Here is a 22,858-nt window from a genome sequence, read left to right as displayed (position 1 = left end):
TTATTTCTCCTTCATCATTAAATAAATAAAATATGGTACTCCAAATATAGACACAGTAATTCCAACTGGAATTTCTATTGGAGAAAATAGATTTCTTGAAACTGAATCCGCAAGAAGAACTATTATTACGCTAATCATTGCTGATATTACAACAAAGTTCTTATGATATGGCCCAACTAACTTTTTAGCTATATGAGGAGATATAAGTCCTAAAAATCCAATATTTCCTGCAAAAGCTGTTGCTGTGCCTGCTAATATAACTGCATAGCTTAAGAACTTCTTTCTTTCCCTTTCTAAATTTAACCCTAGAGATAAGGCAAGTTCATCAGAAAGATTTAAAACATCTAGTTTCTTATGATTTAACATAACTACCCCAAACATAAGTGTTACTATTGGAATAATTACTTTAGCATAGCTCCATCCTGATCCCCAAAGGCTTCCTGATGTCCAAACTAATACTCTATTATAATCTCCCACTCCTCCTCTAAAAGTAAAGAAGGTTATAAAGGCATTTAAGCCAGCATTTAGTCCTATACCTATTAATAAAAGTCTTTTAGGTCTTATTCCATGTCTACTAGATAGCATATATATTACAAATGAAGTTAAAGCTGCCCCTATTATAGCCATAAGTGGCAATACAAAAATTGAAAGTTGCCCAAGCTCACTGTAATAATTAGATGTTTGATATGTAATAAACAAAATTGCTGCTACTGCTGCACCAGCATTTATACCTATAATTCCTGTATCTGCTAAATCATTTTTAGTTATAGTTTGAAGAATTGCTCCTGCTGTTGATAGGGCAATTGCTACAAATGCACCAACTAAAAGTCTAGGTAACCTAATATTTAATATTGCTGTATTTTGAAGTCTTGTACCATTACCAAGTAAGGTATTTATGACTTCCCCTACAGAAACCTTATAAGTTCCCCAACACAATGTAACTACAAAAGAGAGAACTAATAAAGCTAGTAAAACTATTAAAGCAATTTTAAATCTTTTTTTCTTCATTATCCTCTCTCCTTTCTAGCTACTGATATAAAGAATGGTATTCCTATTAAAGCTGTAAACACACCAATTGGAGTTTCATAAGGGTCAAATAACATTCTTGCTGCAATATCTGCATAAGTTAAAAGAACTGCTCCTAGTAAAAAAGCACAAGGTATGTTTCTTCTATAATCTTCCCCAAGTAATTTTCTAACTATTTGAGGAACTATAAGACCAACAAAGGCTATATTTTTCCCTACTGCAACTGCTGCTGCACACATTGGTATCATAACCATAAGAGTTAAAAATCTTATCCTTTCAGGATTTTCACCAAGACCAATGGCAACGTCGTCTCCAAGATTTAAAATATTTATTTTTGGTGATAATAAAATTGCTATAATAAGTCCAATTATTCCTACAATAAATACAAGTTTAAAGTCAGACCAGCTTGCATTTCTAAAGCCTCCTGATACCCAAAAACCTATCATTTGAGATTGATTTGATAATAATCCTATTACAGTTGTTAATGAAATAAAAAATGTACTCATAGCTGTTCCTGCTAAAAGTATCTTTGCAATAGAATTATTATTTGCTTTCTTAGATATAAATCCTAAAACTATAATTCCAGTTATTAATGCTCCTATAAATGAAGCTATCATTACATTTTTAGTATTAATTGCTACTCCAGTTGCATAAAAAATAGCTATTACTAAAGTTGCCCCTTGGCTTACACCTAATATAGATGGTTCAGCTATTGGATTTCTAGTAACGCCTTGAATCATGGCACCTGTTACTCCTAAAATACCTCCTGTTAATAATACAGAAAGTGCTCTTGGAATTCGTACATCCCTAATAAGCATAAGCTCTAATGTTTCACTATAATTAAAGATACTATTCCAAATGTCTGAAAAATTAATATGGACGGATCCTAGCCTTATAGCCAGAATCAGTCCTCCTATTAAAAGTAACAAACTACCAATTACAAAAATTGTTGTATGTTTCTTACTTTGTTCCATTTAACATTTCACCTATTTCATCTACTAATAATTGTCTACCTATTGAACTATATCCTTGATTAAAGTAAGGTGATGATTCTAATACTACAACCTTACCTTCTTTTACTGCAGGTAAGCTATTCCATATAGCATTACTTTCAAGTTGCTTTAAATCCTCTGGTGTTGAAATTAAGAATATATAATCTGATTTAATTGAAGCTAATCCTTCATAAGTTACAACTGGTAAACTAATATCACTTTGTTCTGGCATTCCTTCAGGTTTAGCTAGACCCATATCTTCATATAATACGCTACCAAATCCTGCTCCATCAAAGATAAAGAATTGCCCACCACTTGCTAAGAATGAAAGATAAGTTGTATTTTCACCATATTCTGTTTTAATCTTATCTCCAGCTTCCTTAGCCTTTGCTTCATAATCTGCTAACCACTTATTAGCAACATCTTCTTTATTAAATACCTTTGCAAAAGCCTTAACATCATCTTTCCAGTTTAATGCTTCTAATTGAATCATAACTGTTGGAGCAATTTCACTTAATTGATCATACATCTTTTCTTGAACTGTTGATATAACAATTAAATCTGGATTTAAGTTCATAACTGCTTCTACATCCATAGTATCTTGCATGCTATAACCTAGAATTTCTGCTCCCTTTAAAGTTTCTTCTAAATATGTAGGAAACTTAGTGTAATCATAAGCATCACTGTTTGCAGTTCCTACAACCTTATATCCTAAAATTGATAATATATCACTATTTCCACTTAAATCCACTATTCTTTCAGGGGTTGCAGGTATTTCAACTTCCCCTCTTACATCAGTAACAGTAATTTTCTTTTCTGATAACTTATCATTATTTGACCCACCATTAGTTCCACATCCTACTAACATCATAGCAGCTAAACATGAAACAACTAATGTCTTTAATATATTCTTCTTCATATCATACCTCCGTGTTAATCCATAACTAAATTCTATATTTATTTTACTGGTCTAATTTTATGTGAGATTGATTCTCATTTCAATCCATTCACCTAATTTAATAATTTTATCATCCAATTTAATAATTTTCTGCTATAATAATCTAAGTTCTTAAGAATATTATAACCAAGAGCTAAATAAATAATTTAACAAAGGAATAAGCTATGATTTGCAAAACAACGAAAGAATTTCAAAATAGAGTTTTAGAATATATGACATTTACCCCCTATCCAATGGGACATTACACCATATATAAAAATGAGAAAAAAACTGAACTTGGATTTTTTATTAAATATTCAAGAGAAGGATATTATGATTTTGGTATTGGAGATTATACAATCCCCTCTAACTTTTCACTTTCCTTTGATCATAAAGAAGAACTAATACGTTTTGGAACAGTATATAAAGGTGAAACTAATTTTCAAATTGAAGATAGCCCCCTTTCCTCTTTTTCTCCCTCCTCCTTCTTTGTTGCAGAGAGAGGTTTAAAGGGAAAACAGGCTTGGAAGAACGGTCAGCACTTTCACGGAGCAGAAATAACTATATATAAAAAGTATTTTGATGAAATTATTAATCCAAACTTTCCAAGCACAATGAGTTTTGATAGTTTTATCATAAACTATACTTATCACTATCTTCCTCTTGAAATAGCTACAATTATTCAAAACTTAAGAAACTTAGCAGAAATTAATGAACTTAGTCTACTATATTTAGAAAGTAAAATTCTAGAATGTATAGCTTTAATTAATAAAGAAATAGATTCATCTCCTAAAAATGTTTTTACTAATCAATTAAATTATGGAGAAATAAAAATAGGAAAAGATAGATATGTTACATTAACAGCTTCAGATGTAAGTGCCATACAAAAAGCTCATGAGATTTTAACTAAGGAGGCATGCAATCCCCCTACTATAAAGAGCTTAAGTAAAATGGTTTTTCTAAATGAGCAAAAACTCAAGGCAGGTTTTTCTACAAAATATCATATGTCCATTAGCCAATATACTACTTCTATAAGAATGGCTATTGCAGAAAATCTTCTATCTACTACTCAATTAAGTGTAGATGAAATATCTAAATTAGTTGGATATAATTATAGTGGAAACTTTATAAAAATGTTCAAAAAGGTTCACGGAAAGACTCCCTTAGAATTTAGAAAAATAAAAACTTAATATAATAATGCTGCTTAACTAACTTGTTAAGCAGCATTATTATAAAATGTTTATTGTACACTATAAATATCTAAAAATTCTGTTTACACTTATCTAATCTAATAGAGTTGTCTAAAACATCCATCACTTCTACTTTTTTGATATTCACTAATTATTTAGGAATTATAAACAAAACCTATTTCCTTATCCTTTGGAATTCCCGTTCCTGTATCCTATACCCCTATTTCTTAGTTATATATTTAATTATCATTGGAGTTATTACACTTGTTATTATTGATGATAGTGCTATCTGAGACATTGCAATATCTATAAAAGGAGCATATACTTTACTCATTTCAGCAGCCAAAGAGGGTACTGAAATAGATAAACCAGCTACAGATGACATTGCAATAGCCGCATAACCAGGGCGTTTTCCAACTTTTCTATCTAATATTAATAGAGGAAATAAACTTACTAAATAGAATATTGCTGTAAGAACTACTCCTGATACTCCTGATTTTAAAGCTACCATAATATTTATGCTGCTACCAAAACATATTCCCATAAAAGGTAGAAGTATTACTGTAGCAGGGGCATAAAGTTTCTTAAAATCGCTATCTAAATTTCCTAAAATCATTCCAAATATAAATGGAAATAGATTTGCTACTATTGTTTTTAAATCTATTCCTTGTCCACTAGCTGAACTTAAAATCATTATTGGAACTGCAGGTACAACTATTAGATTTAAAAATCCAAAAGCTGCTCTATCTATTTCATCTCCATAGTCATTAACTAAAGCTAGATATAGTCCTGGATTACAGCTTGTTATTGTAGCAATGATGGCAACTGCTGATATTCCAAATATCCCTTCTATTCCAAAGGCCTTAATTACTAATATTCCAATAAGATATGATATTATCAACTTTCCAACACATAATAATCCAGCTCTTTTTATAACATCTACCATATTTCTTATATCGAATTGGGTACCAGATGCAAATAGCATAAGACCTATTAAAACCATAGTACTATTATTAGTAAAAAGTGCTGTAGTTGGATTTCCTATTTGAAAAATATCAGGAAAAAAAGTGTTGATTACTGCGGTAAGTATCATGGGAACTATAAGCAGTCCCCCTGGTACTTTCCTAATACTCTTTAGTATTTTCATATATTATAGCTCTTCTCCATTTGTTGCTATAACATTTTTATACCAATAGAATGAATCTTTCTTGTAACGTTTCATTGTTCCATTACCATAGTCATCTTGGTCTACATATATAAATCCATAACGTTTTGACATTTCTGAAGTTCCTGATGAAATCATGTCAATTGGTCCCCACATTGTGTAGCCAATAACTTCTACTCCATCTTCAATAGCAAGCTTTAATTGTTCAATATGCTTACGTAAGAAATCTACTCTATATGGGTCGTGAACTTTATTATCCTCTGTTAATTCATCAAAGAATCCAGAACTATTTTCAAGTATAAATACTGGTAATCCAAATCTGTCATATACATGATTTAATGTATATCTTAATCCTATTGGGTCAATTTGCCATCCCCATTCATTTGCATCAAGATGTGGATTCTTATAAACACTATGAACATTACCAGCAGTAAGCTCTAATTGATCTCCATCATTACTTGATATCATAGAATTGTAGTATGACATTCCTACAAAATCAGCTGTATGTTCCTTTATAATTTCTAAATCTCCATCTTTAATGTCTAGATTAATGTTATGCTCTCTAAAATATGTCTTCGAATAATAAGGGTACTTACCACCATTTAGAATATCTAAATAGAATAAGTTTTTCATTTGGTCATCTTTTTGCATTGCTAAAGCATCTGCAGGCTTACATGTATAAGGGTAAGTAGTAAAGTAAGCTACCATGCTACCTATCTTATTTTCTTTGTCTATTTCATGAGCAAGTTTTGTAGCCTTTGCAGCTGCAACAAATTGATGATGTAAAGCTTGGAATAACATCTCTTCATAGTTTTCTTGCCCTTCATCAATTACTCCCATTGTTTTAGGACCAGCTTTAATACTCATGTTTATTTCATTAAATGTTACCCAATACTTAACTTTTCCTTTATATCTATTAAATATTACTTCACAATATCTTAGATATAAATCTATTAATTCTCTGTTGTACCATCCACCAAATTTTTCAACAAGAACAATCGGGAAGTCAAAATGTGATATTGTTATTAATGGCTCCATTCCATTTTTTAAGCATTCATCTATAACACTATCATAGAACTTTAATCCTAATTCATTTGGCTCTTTATCATCACCATTTGGGAATAGACGTGCCCAAGAAATTGAATATCTAAACACCTTAAATCCCATTTCTTTAAATAAGGCCATGTCTTCCTTATATGTATGATAAAAATCTATTCCTCTTCTTTTGGGATACTTAACTGTATCCGGGTCATTTTTAGCTTCCTCTATCATTTCTCTTGTAATTTTAAGCTGTTTAGTTACTTTTCTGTCGTTCTTATCGTTAAATTTCATTACTTCTGGAATAGTAAGTGACTTACCATCTACATTGTAGGCACCTTCAGCTTGACAAGCTGATAAGGCACCTCCCCATAAAAAGTTTTCTGGAAATACTGTTTTCATATTAATCTACCTCTTTTACTACTTATATTAAATTTAATAAATCATCTTTATTTGTTACTTCACCATTTTTTACTGCCATAACATCCGTAAAGTTATCAGAGTTTGTAATTATAACTGGAGTTATAACATCATAACCTTCTTTCTTAATTGCATCTATATCAAATTCTACTAACAGGTCTCCTGCTTTTATAGTTTGACCTTTTTCTATATGACTCTTAAAATGTTTACCTTCTAAATTTACAGTATCTAATCCAATATGAATTAAAACTTCTGCACCATCATTAGATTTTAAACCAATAGCATGATTTGTTTTAAAAATTGCTTCTACTATTCCATCAAATGGAGCTACAACTTTACCAACATTTGGTTCAACTGCAATTCCTTTTCCCATTAAACCTTCTGCAAACACATTATCATTAACTTCTGCTAAATCTTTAACTGTTCCTTCAACTGGACTCTTTACAATAATTCCTTCATTAGAAACTACAGTTTCTTCTTTCTTATCTTCACCCATTACAGAATCGTCAACCCCTGCAATAAGAGTAAATACACATCCTAAAACAAATGCTGCTACAACACCAATTATAATGTAAATATATTTATCAGCATTATATGTTGAAAGTGATAAAATACCAGGAAGAGCAATAGCATTTGCATTTGCATTTACTAATCCAAAGAATCCACTTACTAAACCTGCAGCTAAACATCCTGCAAAGAAAGGTTTCTTAAATCTTAAAGTAACACCATAAATAGCTGGTTCTGTAATACCAAAAAGAGCTGTTAGAGAACTTGAACCTGCTGCTGCCTTCATAGTCTTATTTCTAGTCTTTAAGAATACACCAAATGCTGCACCTGCTTGTGCAAGATTAGCTGCTAAAGCACTTGCAGTTAATACAGTAACTCCTGTTTCTGCAACTTGTTGAATTTGCATTGGCATAATTGAATAGTGCATACCAAACATAACAAGTATAGGCCTAAAGAATCCTAATAAAGCACCTGCAACAATTCCGCTTTTTGCAAATAATATGTTTAATCCTTCAGCTATCCATGTACCTACATATGAACCAAAAGGTCCTATTGCTATTAATTGAACTGGAACCATAATTAATAAAGTTATCATTGGAACAAGTAATACCTTAAGTAAATCTGGAACTATCTTTTCGACAAACTTATAAACATAACTTAAAAGCCATACTGATAAAATTATTGGAATTACTGTTGAAGTATACTTAACTAATAAAATAGGTAATCCTAAAAAGTCTATTTTATCAATACCAGTTTCAGCAATTTTACCTGCAGCATCTAAAATAGTTGGATGTAATAAACATCCTGCTAAAGCTATTGCTAAATATTCATTAGTTTTAAATTTTCTTGCTGCACTTACAGCTAAGAAGAATGGCATAAAATAGAATACGCAGTCAGCTATCATATTAAATACTGTAATAAAACCTGTAGAAGGATCTACCATACCTGTTGATGTCATTAGTGATGATAAACACTTCATCATACCACATCCAACAAGTGCTGGAAGTATTGGAGTAAATATTCCTGAAATAGTTTCAATAAAGGCATTGACTGGGTTTTTCTTTACCTTTGGCATATCTGATTCACTATTATTTGTAAAACTTCCAAGCTTAGTGAATTCATCATAAATCTTGTTTACCTTAGCTCCAATTACAACTTGTAATTGACCACCACTATGTTGTGCTTTTAAAACACCTTCTAAACTATCTATTGCTTTTAAATTTACTTCTGCTTCAGATTTCACTACAAGTCTTAATCTAGTAGCACAATGAGTAACATATGTAATATTTTTTTCTCCACCACTTAACTCAAGAATCTTTTGAGCTAATTCTTTATTATTCATGTATCTCTCCACCTTTGTTTAAAATATATATTTAAAACCTTTAAATCCTAGCTAGCATTGATTTATTAGTTATTAAACTAAAATAAAAATGACCAAAGACTAACATAATTGTAGTTATAGCTATACAATCACATTAATTTTTGGTCATGCCTGATCGAATCAGTAACAGTCCTAGTTATTTTGTTTTCTTATTCTTTGAATATGAAGCATCAAATATAATTTTTCATCATTTGTACACTTCCATCCATAGTTTTTATTTAAATGTTTCTCTATTATCTCAACACACTCTAACTCTTCAGTCAGTTTATCTTGCATAAGGGTAAACATATCACTATTTTCATTTTCTAATGGTTTATTATTTACCTGCCTCATTATAAAGTATCTTATATGAGTTACAAACCTTGTAAATTCAAATGAATCTTCATCAAACTCTATTTTGAATTTATACTTTATTAAACTAAGGATTTCTCCCATTATACTTGTTACCTTAGTTGTTTCAGTCATATCATGCTTACCCAATTGAGCATTTATAAAATGAAGTGCTATAAAAGCAGCTTCATTTTTATGAAGTCTAATACCCAATTCTTTTTCAATAATATCTAAAGAAGTATTTCCTATACTATACTCTTTAGGGTAAAGATGTTTTATTTCCCACTGAAGTGGGTTTCTCATTTCTATCCCTTCATTATTTCTTTGAATAGCAAAATTAATATGATCTGATAAGGCTAATAAGATATCTGGACTAAATCCTATATTAAGTTCTTTATATCCATATCTCATAATCATTTCTGTTACTTTGATCACTTCATTAGGGATAGAATCTAATATATCAAAAGCCTTTGTGTTTTCATGAATTACATACTTCTTCTCAATTAATGATAAATCCTCTAAAACATATGGTGTCTTACGGAAGCCTAATCCCTTTCCAACAACAATGATTTCTTCATCTTTATCATTTAAAGCTAAAACAACATTATTATTTAACTTTTTAACTATCTTCATCTTTATTATCTCCATCCCTTGTTATATTTGAAAATAAAAAATGACCAAAGATTAATATAATCACCCATAGATAATCACATTAATTTTTGGTCATGCCTGATCGAATCAGTAACAGTCCTTACAATGTATACGATAACAAGTTTTTGACGGCTTGTCAATACTTTTATTAAAATATTTTTTAACCTCATACAATAGTCCTAAATTCAATTTACACCACATATAAGATTATGATACCATTTATGTGGAATATACTATAGATTATTTTATCGGAGGAGAAAATATGAGTACTATAACAGAGTATAATTGTCCTAACTGTAATGCAGGATTAGAATTTAATCCTGAAACTCAAAAATGGAAATGTAATTACTGCTTTAGTGAATTTAATGAAGATGAAGTTGATGCTATGACTAAGGAAAATACCAGTCATACTGAAGAACATATAGATGATTTAGATAGTTATACTTGTACAAATTGTGGTGCAGAATTAATAGCAGATGATACAACAGCAGCAACATTTTGTGTTTATTGTAGAAGTCACTCTATAATTAAAACTAGATTTTCTGGAAAATTCGCACCCAAAAGTGTTATTCCATTTAAAATAGGTAAAGAAAAGGCTCAAGAGATCTATAGAGATTGGATTAAGAAAAAGAAATTTGCTCCTAAAGGGTTTAAGGAAAAGAAAAGTATTGAAAAAATCACTGGTATATATGTGCCTTTTTGGTTATTTGATAATAATGTAAGAGGAGAACTTAGTGGTGAAGGTACAAAAGTTCATACTTGGTCAGATGGTGATTACAATTATACACAAACCAAGTACTACAGTATTATAAGGGAATGTACTTCTAAATATAATGGGATACCTGTAGATGGATTAAAAAAATTAGATGATTCCTTAATGGAGGAAATAGAGCCATATAATTATGATGAACTAACAGATTTCTCTATAAAATATATGTCTGGATTTATGGCTGAAAAATATAATGTAGATTCAACAGAAGCAAAAGAGGTTGCAAGTAAGAGAGTTAAAGAATATTTAAGGTCTAGATTAGCTGAAACAGTATCTGGTTATAGCACTTTTAAACAAAACTCTAATACAGTTACTATAACTAAAACTGAGCATAGTTATGCTATGTTACCAATTTATTTACTAGTTAATGAGTACAAAGGTAAAAAATATGAATTTATTATAAATGGACAAACTGGAAAAGTTATAGGTGAAGCTCCTACTGATCATGGTAGTCAGATTAAATATGCATCCGTTATATTTATAATAACTTGGTTAATTATTGTGTTTGGAGGTGCTGCAATTGTCTAGAAAATTTAAATCTCTTATTTGTTTATTTATATTTTTAATAACTTTATCACCCATTAATGTTAAGGCAGCTGAAACTAAAAACATAAAGGACTATTTAAATTATTTATCAGAACCCAAAGTTCAACAATTACAAAATAGTATTGATGAAGTTGCAAATAAATATAATTTAGACACAGTAATAGTTATCACTGATAATACAGAGGGTAAAACTTCAATGGAGTATGCGGATGATTTTTATGATTATAATAATTATGGTTTTGATTCAGAAAAATCAGGTATTTTATTATTAATAAATATGGATGCCAGAGAAATTTGGATTTCTACAACAGGAAAGGCAATTAATATATTTAGTGATACTAGAATAGATACTATTATAAATGAAATAACATCTTATTTATCAGATGGAGATTATGAAGGTGCTAGTAGCAAATTCCTAGAAAGGGTTGATTACTATGGTACTAAAGGAGTAGTTACTGATGATGAGGATTTAAGTATAGAAGAGAACTCTACTCCACCTCCTTTTTCTAGTAGATTAAAAGAGAAAGTTACATCTCCAGCCACTTATGCTATTGCTTTAATAATATCGCTATTAGTTACATTAGTAGTTACACTAAGATCTAAGAGAAATGTTACTGTTAACAATAGAACTTACGAAGATAAAGGATCTTTCTCCTTAACTAATAAACAAGATATATTTGTTGGAGAAAATACCACTAGAAGAAAGATTCAAAAGCAATCTAATAATTCAAGTCATAGTACAACTCATACTAGTAGCAGTGGAAGTACTCATGGTGGAGGCGGCGGCAGCTTCTAAAATTAATTTCACAAATAATATATGGAAAGCAGATAGTTTTATAAACTTATTCTATCTACTTTCCTTTTTTTATTTTTATAAATTTACAATTAATGGTGTATAATATAAGCAAATAGTATTTTAGATTGGAGGATACATATGAAAATTATAGATATATTAAGAGAGCCTTATGAAGAATATAATAAATTACCTAAAAAAGAAAAAAGTAAATGGACCGCTATTTTACTTTGCCTATTCCTTGGTTTCTTAGGAGCACATAAATTTTATGAAGGCAAACCTACCATAGCTGTTCTTTATGCTTGTACTGCTGGTTTGTTTGGATTCGGCTGGCTCAAAGATACTATAACTTATATTTTATTTACACCATATGTATACACTCCTTAATTACAAAAGTAAGAGGATAGCTAATTACCTATCCTCTATTTTTGTATCCTAATTTAAAATTTAAATCCTTTTAAATAACCAAATGAATTTTAGAACTCATCTCAAAAAAGTCCTGAGAATCACCATTTTAACTATATATTTATATATTTTTATATTTATGTATTTATAACAATATACAAATATTTATTTAATTAACGATTTATTGAACGTGCAATCATTGATACAGTATGACGAACACCACGAATAGCCTTGCTCATAGCAAAAATATTCTCATAAGGTGCAACTCCACCATAGCCTGCATCTCCAATATGTTGAATGTCTACCCCACAAATCTTATTACTAATAGCAATTTGCTTAACAGTATCCTCATCAGAGCTTTCTTGGCTAGTTCCAATTGCACTTAATACAAGTGCACCTTTACTATGTGCTAATTTAACCACTTCTTTTAATTCACTTTCATCAAAACCAGGTACTGTTCCAACTGCTGGAACCAAAATAACATCTGCTCCTGCCTCAATAAAGGACTCAATAGCTTTCATATCAGCAACTGGTTCATCAACACCAGCACCATGCATCTTACCTGCAATAATCAACCCAGAGAAATATTTTTTTGCCAACCTAATTGTCTTTTCAATTTCTGTATTTGTTACACCTGTACCAGGATTTCCAGTAAAGCAAACAAAATTCATTCCTAGTCTTTCAATCTCTTTAATTGTCTCAAGATTAGCTTGTCTCCCCTTACTGATTGTTAAACGATCCTCCGCCATATTTGCCTCTAAATCTACTGGCTCTAAGTTCACACCTATAGGACGTCCCACTAAATTTTGTAGTTCCTTTACAAAGGATTCTTCCTTAACTTCCAAACCAAAGATATATGGTTTTAAAACATCTACTCCATTAAGAAGAATTAAATCTGCTCCAAAAGCTCTAGCAATTTCTGAATTGGTAATATCTCCTATAAATGATTCCCTTGTTGCTACATTTTCTGAAAGAATAACTCTTCCTTCACTTGCTTTAATACTTTGCTTTAACTCTTCTGCGTTCATTCCTAATATTTCTGAAGCATTTGCACTAATTAATCTTTTACCCATAACTATTCCTCCAAAACTTTATCTAAATCAACTGCATTTATTTTAACTTAATTTATTTCAGCTGCTTCTAACTCTAAATTCTTCTTTTCAACACCTTGGTAGAAGAACCAATAAATTGCTATATCAACAAGTATTAATACTATTTGTAAAATAGAACCGCTTATATGTCCTCCAGTTGTAAGGAATCCACTAATAATTGGTGGCATTGTCCACGAAACAGCAATACCTGTGGTAGTAGCAACTAATCCTGAAGCCATTGCTGTATATGAAATTACTGCATTAGCTATTGGTGCTAAAATAAATGGTATTAATAAAGAGAAATTCATTACTATTGGTAATCCAAACATAGCTGGCTCATTAATATTAAAGATACCAGGTGTTAATGTTAATGGTGCCATCATCTTACTAATTTGGCTAGCTCTCTTACGTCTTGCTACAATAGCAATAACTATTACTAAACCTAAAGTAGCTCCCCCACCACCGATATATACAAAGTTATCCATAAATGGTTCTGTAATAATATTAGGTAATTTTGCAGTAGCATCAGCTTGGAATATTAGACGGTTTGCATCTGAATTCATAAGCCAAATTGGCTTAAGAATACTATTTACAATATTACCACCATGAATACCAACCATCCAGAATAAACTATTTAAGAATATTGCGATAATTGTTCCAAAAATGTTGTTACCAAGTAATCCTAATGGACCTCCTAAAACCTTTAAAAGTAAATCATGTATATTTCCAATACTAGCTTTATCCATAACTCCAAGAACAACTAACCATAATGTTATAATAACCGCACCTGGAATTAAGGCACTAAAACTTCTTGCAACTGCAGGTGGAACTGCATCTGGTAACTTTATTTGTATATCCTTTTTTATGAACCACTTAAAAATTAAAGATGAAATAATACCCACAATCATAGCCACAAATAAGCCTTTACTTCCCATAAATCCTACTGGGATTCCTGCTCCTGCTTCACCACTTACAAAAGGTGTTACAACAACAAAAGAAGAAAGAGATATAATTCCTGCCGAAACACCATCAACATCATATTGACGTGCTAAGCTATTAGCAATACCAAAACTTGCAACTAACCCCATTAATCCAAAACTACTATCAACACCCTTCCATAAATAAGCATCAATACCTATAGACGTTAACCAATCAGTCCAAGCCTTTACTGGAAAACTTGCTATAATCATAAATAAAGAACCAATGATAATTAAAGGCATACTTAATGTAATACCATCACGTATTGAGATAAGTACTTTGTTTGAACCTAATTTCGATGCTATAGGCATCAACTTTTCTTCTAAAAATTCACTAAAATTTTTCATATTAACCTCTCCCTCTTTTAATTAATTAGAAAATATAATTTATTAATTATATTTAAACATTTTCATTTAGTGCATTAATAATAAATAATTATTTATTACCTAAATAATATATTATACGTTATAATTTGTCAACAATATTTTTAAATTTATAGGTATAGTTGTTTATAAATTATAATTAATATATACTAATATTAATAGCAATATTAATATTGAAAGGAAGACAATTATGAAAATTACTAAAACACAAAAAAACATAAGATTTAAAATTTTAGATAAAATTTATTCTAAAGGACCTATCTCTAGAATAGATATTTCAAAAGAAACTAACATAACTCCTGCAACTGTTAGTGAAATTACTGGGGAAATGATCAACCAAAAGCTTATTCATGAAATTGGAGAAGCTATTCCCCAACAAGGTAAGTCTGGGAGAAAAAAAATACTACTAGACATTTCTCCTAATCATAGTTTTTACATAGGAAGTGAATTATCTCAAAAATATATATCTTTCTGTCTAACAGACAATACAGGTAAAATTATTAAAGAAAAATCATTTGTATTAAGCCACTACGATTTAAACAACACTTTAAGCGAACATTTTTATATTAATAAATTACAAGAATTCATAGAATCTTGTACCGAATATAACCCAAAAGGGATTGGAATAGCAATTCCAGGTCACTTCCATGATGAAAATAAATCCATTATTACTAATAATGCATTTTGGAAAAACTTTAATATAAAAACCTTAATAGATAATATTCAATTACCAATCTTTTTTGAAAATAACGTTAAATGCATGACTTTAGCAGAAAGATTACTATTTAATAATGGTAATGATGATAATTTTATATTTTTCCATGTAGGTAGAGGAATGTTTTGTTCATACATGTATAATGGTGAACTATATGCTAAAAACAATTATCTTGTTGGAGAAATCGGACATATAGTTGTTCATCCTGACGGAGAACTATGTGAATGTGGTAAGAGAGGCTGTCTTCAAACTTATGCAAGTGAAGCTTGGATAATAAAGAAAGCTCAGATTATTTTTGACAACTCAGAAAGTACCTATCTAAAACAATTGATTAGTGAAAAGGATAAAATAACAATAGATACTATATTAAAAGCTTATCTATTAGGTGATGAAGGTATAATACATATACTTCATTCTGCAATTAAATATCTTGCAATTACACTTAATAATTTATCTATGATGATTGATTCAAATAAAATTATTATTCATGGAGAATTATTTAAAGAACCTTTATTATCAAATTTATTAAAAGAATACTTAGATAAAGAATTAAATTTACTAGGATTACAGAACAATAAAAATGTTATAATTAAGAATTATTATAATTATACTGGTGCTTTAGCTGCTTCCACTCTTTGTATAAATGAACTACTTGTTAAATAATTAGGCCACCCGTAAAACGGGTGGTTTTCTATGTATTTATAAGACTACTTATAAAGCAAATACATATAGATATAACCATAATTCGAATACAACTTCATTTATATTATATTTAAAATTATCTGTAATATCTTTTGGAGAAAAGTACATACTTTCAAGATATCTCTCCTTCTCCTCTCCTCCACAAAAATATACTCACTAAAAAAATTAACTTTGTTCTACTTTTATGAATTAAACATTAACAGTGTAACAAAATATTCCACAGAAAATACCTTAGTATAAGAAGTAATTTTCTTTATAAAAGGAGTGCTTAATGATAAAAGAAAGAATGGACTGTATAGATTGTGGCACTGAATATTGTCCTTGTCATCTGGCAGAATCAGGAGAATGTATTATGTGTTCACAACTTCAAGGCGAATGCTTTTGTGATTGTGTAAATTGGAAAGGTGTCTGTGTTTATCAAGAACTTTTTAATAATGGAATGAAGGCTAAAGAAGGAAGAAAAACATACAATTGTGAAGTGACATTTGCAGAAGAAATAGATGAAGGAGTAATTATGATTAAATTTATAGCACCTCATAAACTAGCAATATATCTAGTTAAACCTGGTAGCTATATTTTTATTAGGACAGATGAGAATAATTTCTTCGATGTTCCAATATCCATTATGGAATCTGATGTAGAAACAGATATTATTACAATTGTAATTGAAGTCAGAGGAATTAAAACAAAGAAAATAAAAGAAACAAAAGTTGGACAAGAAATAGTAATTAGAGGTCCTTATTGGAATGGAGTTTTTGGTTTTGATAATATCTCAAAACAGAAAAAACAAAGTTGCTTAGTTTTAGCAAGGGGTATTGGAATGGCTCCAATGATGCCTGTCATAAGAAAGCTTGTAACCTCAAATAATGAAGTTGACGTTTTTATTGATAAGGCTCCTTTCAAGAATATTTTTGCAAGCAAATATTTAGATAAGTTTAATATCTTTCCTAAGGAAACTAGCTTACTTAACAAAGGTAAATTATCAGATGAAGGTAAATTTATTATTTCCCAATCTATCCAAGATAAGAATATAAGTCATATTCACTTAGCAGGTGCAGATATTTTAACTTATTCAGTAATTGAATATTTAGATGAACTTGAAAGAACTGATATTACACTTTCATGCTGTAATAATTTTAAAATGTGTTGTGGTGAAGGAATCTGTGGTGCTTGTACTGCTAGATTTTCAGGACATAGAGTTAAGAGGTTCTGTAAATTGCAATCAGATCCAAGAAATATTTTTGAGGGGAGAAGGTTTATATGAAGATTATCATTATTGGCGGTGGCTGGGCAGGATGTGCAGCTGCTATTAGTGCAAAAAAAGCTGGAGCAGAAGTTCATATATATGAAAAAACAGATTTATTGCTTGGACTTGGAAATGTTGGCGGCATAATGAGAAACAATGGAAGATATACTGCATCTGAAGAACTAATTGCTTTAGGTGGTGGAGATTTAATTAATATTACTGATGCAAACTCAAGACATAAAGGCATAGATTTTCCAGGACATAAACATGCAAGCCTTTATGACGTTAACAGGATAGAAGGTGCTGTAAGAGACCATATTAAATCTTTAGGAATAATAATTCACATGGAGAAAAGGGTTAGAGATGTTGAATTTGATGGACATAAGATAAAAGGTTTATACTTAGCTGATGATAGCTTTGTGGATGGGGATATTTTTATTGAAACAACAGGAACTACAGGCCCTATGGGAAACTGCTTAAGATATGGAAATGGATGCTCAATGTGTATTTTAAGATGTCCTTCATTTGGACCTAGAATTTCAATAAGTGAAAGATGTGGTGTTCCTGATATTCAAGGAGAAAGAGCCGAAGACGCTTTAGGTGCTATGTCAGGTTCTTGTAAATTAGCAAAAGAAAGTCTATCCGATGAAATTAATAAGGAATTAACTGAAAAAGGTGTTATTGTTTTAAAGGTTCCTACTGAAGATGTTAACTACGGTAAATTAGATACAAAGGTTTGCCAACAATACGCCTTGAAAGAATTTGCTGAAAATGTAGTACTTCTAGACACAGGACATGCAAAATTAATGACAACTTATTATCCTTTAGAAAAATTAAGAAAGATACCTGGACTAGAACATGCTAAGTATGTAGATCCATATGCAGGTAGTAAAGGTAACTCAATGAGATATCTATCTGTTGCTCCTAGAACTAATGATATGAAGGTTCAAGGAGTGGATAATTTATTCTGCGCTGGAGAAAAAAGTGGTCTTTTCGTTGGACATACCGAGGCTATATGCACAGGAACTCTAGCTGGTCACAATGCAGTAAGACTGGCCCTTGGATTGCCACTTCTTATTCTTCCAAGTTCAATTGCCATTGGAGATATAATTTCATATGAAAATGAACAATCTAAAACTAGAGATGGAAGAAAGGTAAGATATACTTTTGCAGGTGCTGGCTACTTTAAGAGAATGCAAGAATTAGGACTATATACACTTAATATAAAAGAAATCAACAATAAAGTAACTAAACTTAATTTAGATAATATATTTAATACAAAACTTTGTTAAAATCATGAGTAAAAGAGCTGTTAATTAAAACAGCTCTTTATTATTAATATCCTGTTACTTCTTCTTTGTTAATTATCTTTATAATTGAACTTGTTCCAAGTCTTGAAACACCAAGGTTAATAAAATCTTCTGTAGTAGCTAAGTCTCTTACTCCTCCAGCTGCTTTAATCTTTACATTTGGACCAACATGCTTAACAAAAAGTTCTATGTCCTCTCTAGTTGCTCCACCTGTTCCAAATCCAGTTGAAGTTTTAATGAAGTCCGCACCTGCATTTGTTACAACCTTACACATATTAATCTTTTCTTCTTCAGTTAAGAAACAAGTTTCAATTATAACCTTAAGTATTTTAGAACCACAAGCCTTCTTAATTTCCCTTATTTCTTCCTCAATTAGGTCATACTTCTTATCTTTTACATGGCCTAAGTTAATAACCATATCTATCTCATCAGCACCATTTGCAATAGCATCCATTGTTTCATAGATTTTTGTAGCTTTTGTCATATATCCATTAGGAAATCCTATTACTGTACATAGAGCTAATTTATCTCCTACATAATTTTTCGCTTCTCTTATATAAGATGGAGGAATACAAATTGAAGCAACTTCATACTTCATCCCTTCATCACAAATTCTCTTAATATCTTCCCATGTAGCTGTTTGAGATAACAAAGTATGATCAACAGTGCTTAAAATTTTCTTTTTATCCATAACATTACTCCTTTAATTTTTATTCACTTTTAGATTATCAAAAAACTCTAATAATAGCAAACCAACTTTATCCTATTCTGTCATAACCATCTCCTTCATATTCTCACTTTGAAATGCCATCTTTTCAGCAATATGCTTATAAATCTTATCAGTTTGATTCCATCTATCAGGACAATTTAAAACTACTATAATTATATCTCTTCCATCATGGTTAACCGATGATACAAGACACTTTCCAGCTTGACCAGTATATCCAGTCTTAACTCCATTAGCTCCCGGGATTTTCCAAAGGATTTTATTTATATTATTGTAGTCTCTTGAAAAGCCATAAGTATCTTTTCTTATTTCCTTTGTTCCAACCACTTCTCTAAACATATCATACTCCATACCCTTTGCAGTTAAAACAGCTAAATCATATGCAGATGAATAGTGGCCACTTGAATCTAAGCCATGAGGAGATTCAAAATGGGAATCAAGTAAACCTAAGCTCTTTGCATAATGATTCATAATTTCTGCAAAGCCTTCAACTGATCCACCAATTCCTTCTGCTAAGGTAATTGCCGCATCATTACCTGACCTATACATTAATCCAAATAATAATTCTTTTATGGCAATTTCCTCTCCTGCTTTATACCCAACCTTAGAGCCTCTTATAGAAGCTGCATTTTTACTTACAGTAAACTTTTCATCTAAGTTTCCTCTTTCTATGGTAATTAAAGCAGTTAATATTTTAGTTGTACTTGCCATTGGTACTAATTCATATCCATTTTGATTGAATAGAATTTGTTTGCTTTCTCTATCCATAGCAATTGCATTTCTTGCACTTACTCTAAAGTTGTCCTTTGGAGATGCAAATACATTCACTTGCATGAATAAAGAACTTAATAATACTGTACTTAATAATATTGATAATTTTCTCGCATAAAGTTTCATCAAAACCACCCTCTAATTCTCTTTTCTAAGTGTAGTTTGTCTAAATAACTAAAAAATAAACCTATTACCATAAAAAAATAAAAAGTTTATTTTGGTTTAAATAGGCAATAATATAAATGTTATATGTTTGGAGGAGTACTATGAAGATTTTTCTAATTATTATCCTTCTTATTTTATTGCTCCCTATTCCTATTAAAGTTAATATTTGCTACAGTAAGGAAAATTATTATATTAAATTATATAAGTTTACAATTTTGAAAAATCATACTGAAAATTGGGTAGAAAATAATAAGAAGAAAATCAATGAAAAAAAAGTAAATGAAACTAAAAAGAAAAAGAATTCAAATTTCTTTTTCACAAGATCTTTTGATCCTAAAAAAATACTTAAGGCTTTAGATAGGAATAAATTTAAACCAACACTAAGGCTTGAAGGCTCTCTTTCATACTCCTTAAATGATGCGGCTAAAACTGCCATATCATATGGAGCTATCTCTGCAACAATGCCTTTAATACTTAGAATAATAACTGTACTTTTTAAATCGAAAAAATTTAAATTTCCTATTACTCCTCAATTTAAAGATGACTTTATAGTAAATTTTGATATAAAAAGTATAATTTTCTTATCACTAGCTCAAATTATATATATGTTATTTTTAATAGCAAAAGGGTCAATACCCAAAAAGGAGGTAAAAGACAATGAATAATGAACATCCAGTAGAAACTTTAATGAAAAGTACTATGGAAAACTTAAGAGATATGGTTGATGTAAATACTGTTATAGGTGATGTTGTTGAAACTAAAGATGGTAGCTGTATTATTCCAATTTCTAAAGTATCCTTTGGATTTGCATCTGGTGGTTCTGAATTTGGAGAAGCTAACACGAAAGTAAACTCTAACAGTGACTACCCATTTGGTGGTGGTTCAGGTGCTGGAGTATCAGTTAAACCTGTAGCTTTCCTAGTAGTAAAAGATAATGCTGTTAGATTAATGCCTGTAGAACAAGATAATACATATGATAGGATTGTTGATACTGTACCACAAATTATAGATATGGTTAAAGACTTATTTAAAAATTCTGGAGGTTGCAATGAACAATCTTCTAGTAACACAACACCTGATGTAGACCTATATCCTGATGATTTTGAATCAACAGATAAATCAATCCATTTAGATAACCAATAATTCTCCTCTCAATATTAAAGGGATATTAGAATTACAATTAATAATTCTAATATCCCTAATTATTTATTCTTCACTATCTAAAACAATCTCTTCTTCAAGTTCTTCCTCTTCTTCTACAGCATACAGGTCAAGCGATGGAAGTTCTTTAAGGTCATGTAATCCAAACTGTCTTAAGAATTCTTCTGTTGTACCATAAAGAATTGGTCTACCTGGAACCTCTAATCTTCCAACTTCTTTTATTAAGTCCTTCTCTATAAGCTTTTGAAGGGCACTATCAGACTTAACCCCTCTTATTTCATCAATATCTATTCTTGTAATAGGTTGTTTATATGCAACTATCGCAAGACTTTCTAATGAAGCCTGTGAAAGAGACTGTCTTTTATTCTTCTTTAATAATTTTTGTATATAATCGCTATGTTCTGCCTTAGTAACTAATTGATAAGCACCATTTATAGATATAAGCTTTATTCCTCTTGATATTTCATCATATTCCTTAATCATTTCTTCTAATAACTCTTCTACATATTTAGGAGTAGCTTCAAGGTTAATTGCTATATCTCTTAATGATAGAGGTTCTCCACTTACAAATAGCATTGCTTCAATTATTCCTTTTTGAGTATCTTTTCTTGATACTTCCTTAAACTCGAATTGTCCTATGTCAAATTTATTCAACCTCTTCTTCATTCCTTTCAATTAATATTTCTCCAAAGCTTCCTGTTTGATATACCTTCACCATTCTTTGTTTCATAAGTTCTAAAAGTGCTAAGAAGGTAACAACACATTCAAGTTTACATTCACATTCCATCATAAGGTCTGAAAACTCTGTAATCTTTTTTTCTTTTAACTTTTCAAAAAGATAATCAAATTTATCTTCTATCTTATATTTATCAACATATATTTTCTTCTGTATTACATTTCCTTTATTTTGTTTATTCAAATATATTTCCAGAAGATTATTATAAATATTATATAAATCAAGTAAGGTTACATTTCTTAATAATTCATCATTATCTACTGGTCCTTTAATCTCTTCTATTACTTCTGGCTTCTTAGTATAAATACTACCAGAACTTGTATACTTTCCTTTAAAGAACTCAGTTGCTTCTTTAATCTTTTTATAGATAATAAGCTTTTCTAATAACTTCTTTTCTATATCTTCTTCATCTTCCTCTTCAACCTTATGCTTAGGAAGAAGAGTCTTAGATTTTATCTCTATTAAAGTTGCAGCAACTACTATAAATTCAGAAGTTATCTCAAGATCCATTTCCTTCATCTCATCTAAATATCTTAGATATTGATTAGTAACCTTATATATCTCAACATTATAGATATTCATTTTATTCTTTTTTATTAAATGCAGCAATAAGTCAAAGGGCCCTTCAAAATCAGCCACTTTAATCTTAGGTAATTCCATTAAAATTCCACCTTACTCTTCTATTTCATACATTTAGTCATACCTTATTATAATACCAATTTT

22 protein-coding genes are annotated in these 22,858 nt (G+C 30.2%); 9 read left to right on the top strand and 13 right to left on the bottom strand.

Annotated elements, in window-relative coordinates:
• The 3 genes from KIB46_RS02065 to KIB46_RS02055 are packed head-to-tail and all read right to left on the bottom strand — an operon-like array spanning position 1 to position 2,937.
• A complete protein-coding gene (locus tag KIB46_RS02065; protein WP_291670469.1) occupies positions 1-1,008 on the bottom strand; it encodes an iron ABC transporter permease in 1,008 nt (335 codons plus the stop codon).
• Positions 1,008-2,000: an iron ABC transporter permease gene (locus KIB46_RS02060; RefSeq protein ID WP_291670467.1), complete on the bottom strand. Its 993-nt coding sequence runs from the start codon at positions 1,998-2,000 to the stop codon at positions 1,008-1,010. The genes KIB46_RS02065 and KIB46_RS02060 overlap by 1 nt, the downstream gene beginning before the upstream one ends.
• On the bottom strand, positions 1,987-2,937 hold the full coding sequence (locus tag KIB46_RS02055; protein WP_291670465.1) for an iron-hydroxamate ABC transporter substrate-binding protein: 951 nt from the start codon (positions 2,935-2,937) through the stop codon (positions 1,987-1,989). The genes KIB46_RS02060 and KIB46_RS02055 overlap by 14 nt, the downstream gene beginning before the upstream one ends.
• 203 nt (positions 2,938-3,140) lie before the next feature.
• Between KIB46_RS02055 and KIB46_RS02050 the strand changes: the two genes are divergently transcribed.
• Positions 3,141-4,145 carry an AraC family transcriptional regulator gene (locus tag KIB46_RS02050; protein ID WP_291670463.1) on the top strand — a complete coding sequence of 335 codons (1,005 nt, stop codon included), beginning with the start codon at positions 3,141-3,143 and terminating at the stop codon, positions 4,143-4,145.
• A gap of 220 nt (positions 4,146-4,365) precedes the next feature.
• Here the strand turns inward: KIB46_RS02050 and KIB46_RS02045 are convergent, their stop codons facing one another.
• The 4 genes from KIB46_RS02045 to KIB46_RS02030 all read right to left on the bottom strand — a co-directional run bounded on the left by KIB46_RS02045 (position 4,366) and on the right by KIB46_RS02030 (position 9,619).
• Positions 4,366-5,292 carry a 2-keto-3-deoxygluconate permease gene (locus KIB46_RS02045; RefSeq protein WP_291670461.1) on the bottom strand — a complete coding sequence of 309 codons (927 nt, stop codon included), beginning with the start codon at positions 5,290-5,292 and terminating at the stop codon, positions 4,366-4,368.
• Positions 5,293-5,295: 3 nt separating this feature from the next.
• A complete protein-coding gene (locus KIB46_RS02040) occupies positions 5,296-6,750 on the bottom strand; it encodes a glycoside hydrolase family 1 protein (protein ID WP_291670459.1) in 1,455 nt (484 codons plus the stop codon).
• Between the two features lie 22 nt (positions 6,751-6,772).
• Positions 6,773-8,617: a beta-glucoside-specific PTS transporter subunit IIABC gene (locus tag KIB46_RS02035; RefSeq protein WP_291670457.1), complete on the bottom strand. Its 1,845-nt coding sequence runs from the start codon at positions 8,615-8,617 to the stop codon at positions 6,773-6,775.
• A gap of 171 nt (positions 8,618-8,788) precedes the next feature.
• On the bottom strand, positions 8,789-9,619 hold the full coding sequence (locus KIB46_RS02030; RefSeq protein WP_291670455.1) for a PRD domain-containing protein: 831 nt from the start codon (positions 9,617-9,619) through the stop codon (positions 8,789-8,791).
• A 280-nt stretch (positions 9,620-9,899) separates the two neighbouring features.
• On the opposite strand from KIB46_RS02030, the gene KIB46_RS02025 reads away from it, so the two are divergent.
• The 3 genes from KIB46_RS02025 (at position 9,900) to KIB46_RS02015 (ending at position 12,132) form a co-directional block, all read left to right on the top strand.
• Positions 9,900-10,934, top strand: coding sequence for a DNA helicase PriA (locus KIB46_RS02025; RefSeq protein WP_291670453.1), 1,035 nt, complete (start codon positions 9,900-9,902; stop codon positions 10,932-10,934).
• Positions 10,927-11,748 (top strand): TPM domain-containing protein, encoded by an 822-nt coding sequence (locus tag KIB46_RS02020; RefSeq protein ID WP_291670451.1) that lies wholly within the window; start codon positions 10,927-10,929, stop codon positions 11,746-11,748. The genes KIB46_RS02025 and KIB46_RS02020 overlap by 8 nt, the downstream gene beginning before the upstream one ends.
• 138 nt (positions 11,749-11,886) lie before the next feature.
• The gene (locus KIB46_RS02015; protein WP_291670448.1) at positions 11,887-12,132 is read left to right on the top strand and encodes a TM2 domain-containing protein; all 246 of its coding nucleotides are present in this window, start codon (positions 11,887-11,889) and stop codon (positions 12,130-12,132) included.
• 191 nt (positions 12,133-12,323) lie between these two features.
• Here the strand turns inward: KIB46_RS02015 and KIB46_RS02010 are convergent, their stop codons facing one another.
• Both KIB46_RS02010 and KIB46_RS02005 read right to left on the bottom strand, forming a co-directional pair.
• On the bottom strand, positions 12,324-13,223 hold the full coding sequence (locus KIB46_RS02010) for a haloacid dehalogenase-like hydrolase (protein ID WP_291670446.1): 900 nt from the start codon (positions 13,221-13,223) through the stop codon (positions 12,324-12,326).
• Positions 13,224-13,270: 47 nt separating this feature from the next.
• The gene (locus tag KIB46_RS02005; protein ID WP_291670445.1) at positions 13,271-14,566 is read right to left on the bottom strand and encodes a PTS sugar transporter subunit IIC; all 1,296 of its coding nucleotides are present in this window, start codon (positions 14,564-14,566) and stop codon (positions 13,271-13,273) included.
• A 226-nt stretch (positions 14,567-14,792) separates the two neighbouring features.
• On the opposite strand from KIB46_RS02005, the gene KIB46_RS02000 reads away from it, so the two are divergent.
• From KIB46_RS02000 to KIB46_RS01990, 3 genes are all read left to right on the top strand, one after another.
• Positions 14,793-15,980 carry an ROK family transcriptional regulator gene (locus KIB46_RS02000; protein WP_291670443.1) on the top strand — a complete coding sequence of 396 codons (1,188 nt, stop codon included), beginning with the start codon at positions 14,793-14,795 and terminating at the stop codon, positions 15,978-15,980.
• Positions 15,981-16,290: 310 nt separating this feature from the next.
• A complete protein-coding gene (locus KIB46_RS01995) occupies positions 16,291-17,283 on the top strand; it encodes a sulfide/dihydroorotate dehydrogenase-like FAD/NAD-binding protein (protein ID WP_291670440.1) in 993 nt (330 codons plus the stop codon).
• Positions 17,280-18,557, top strand: a complete 1,278-nt coding sequence (locus tag KIB46_RS01990) for an FAD-dependent oxidoreductase (RefSeq protein WP_291670438.1) — start codon at positions 17,280-17,282, stop codon at positions 18,555-18,557. The genes KIB46_RS01995 and KIB46_RS01990 overlap by 4 nt, the downstream gene beginning before the upstream one ends.
• A gap of 43 nt (positions 18,558-18,600) precedes the next feature.
• Here the strand turns inward: KIB46_RS01990 and deoC are convergent, their stop codons facing one another.
• A complete protein-coding gene (gene deoC / locus KIB46_RS01985; protein WP_156561252.1) occupies positions 18,601-19,266 on the bottom strand; it encodes a deoxyribose-phosphate aldolase in 666 nt (221 codons plus the stop codon).
• Between the two features lie 72 nt (positions 19,267-19,338).
• A complete protein-coding gene (locus tag KIB46_RS01980; protein ID WP_156561251.1) occupies positions 19,339-20,199 on the bottom strand; it encodes a D-alanyl-D-alanine carboxypeptidase family protein in 861 nt (286 codons plus the stop codon).
• Between the two features lie 140 nt (positions 20,200-20,339).
• Here KIB46_RS01980 and KIB46_RS01975 point away from each other — a divergent pair, with 140 nt between their 5' ends.
• On the top strand, positions 20,340-20,903 hold the full coding sequence (locus KIB46_RS01975; RefSeq protein WP_291670435.1) for a DUF2953 domain-containing protein: 564 nt from the start codon (positions 20,340-20,342) through the stop codon (positions 20,901-20,903).
• Entirely contained in the window at positions 20,896-21,381 is a 486-nt protein-coding gene (ytfJ, locus tag KIB46_RS01970) for a GerW family sporulation protein (RefSeq protein ID WP_291670433.1), read from the top strand. The genes KIB46_RS01975 and ytfJ overlap by 8 nt, the downstream gene beginning before the upstream one ends.
• Before the next feature lie 63 nt (positions 21,382-21,444).
• On the opposite strand, the gene scpB is transcribed toward ytfJ, so the two are convergent.
• Entirely contained in the window at positions 21,445-22,065 is a 621-nt protein-coding gene (gene scpB / locus KIB46_RS01965; protein ID WP_153246639.1) for an SMC-Scp complex subunit ScpB, read from the bottom strand.
• Positions 22,046-22,795, bottom strand: a complete 750-nt coding sequence (locus KIB46_RS01960; RefSeq protein ID WP_156561248.1) for a segregation/condensation protein A — start codon at positions 22,793-22,795, stop codon at positions 22,046-22,048. The genes scpB and KIB46_RS01960 overlap by 20 nt, the downstream gene beginning before the upstream one ends.
• Between the last annotated feature and the right edge of the window lie 63 nt (positions 22,796-22,858).

The organism is Clostridium sp., from assembly GCF_018372875.1.
Classification (GTDB): Bacteria; Bacillota; Clostridia; order Clostridiales; family Clostridiaceae; genus Clostridium.
This window is presented reverse-complemented; position numbering and strand designations above follow the sequence as displayed.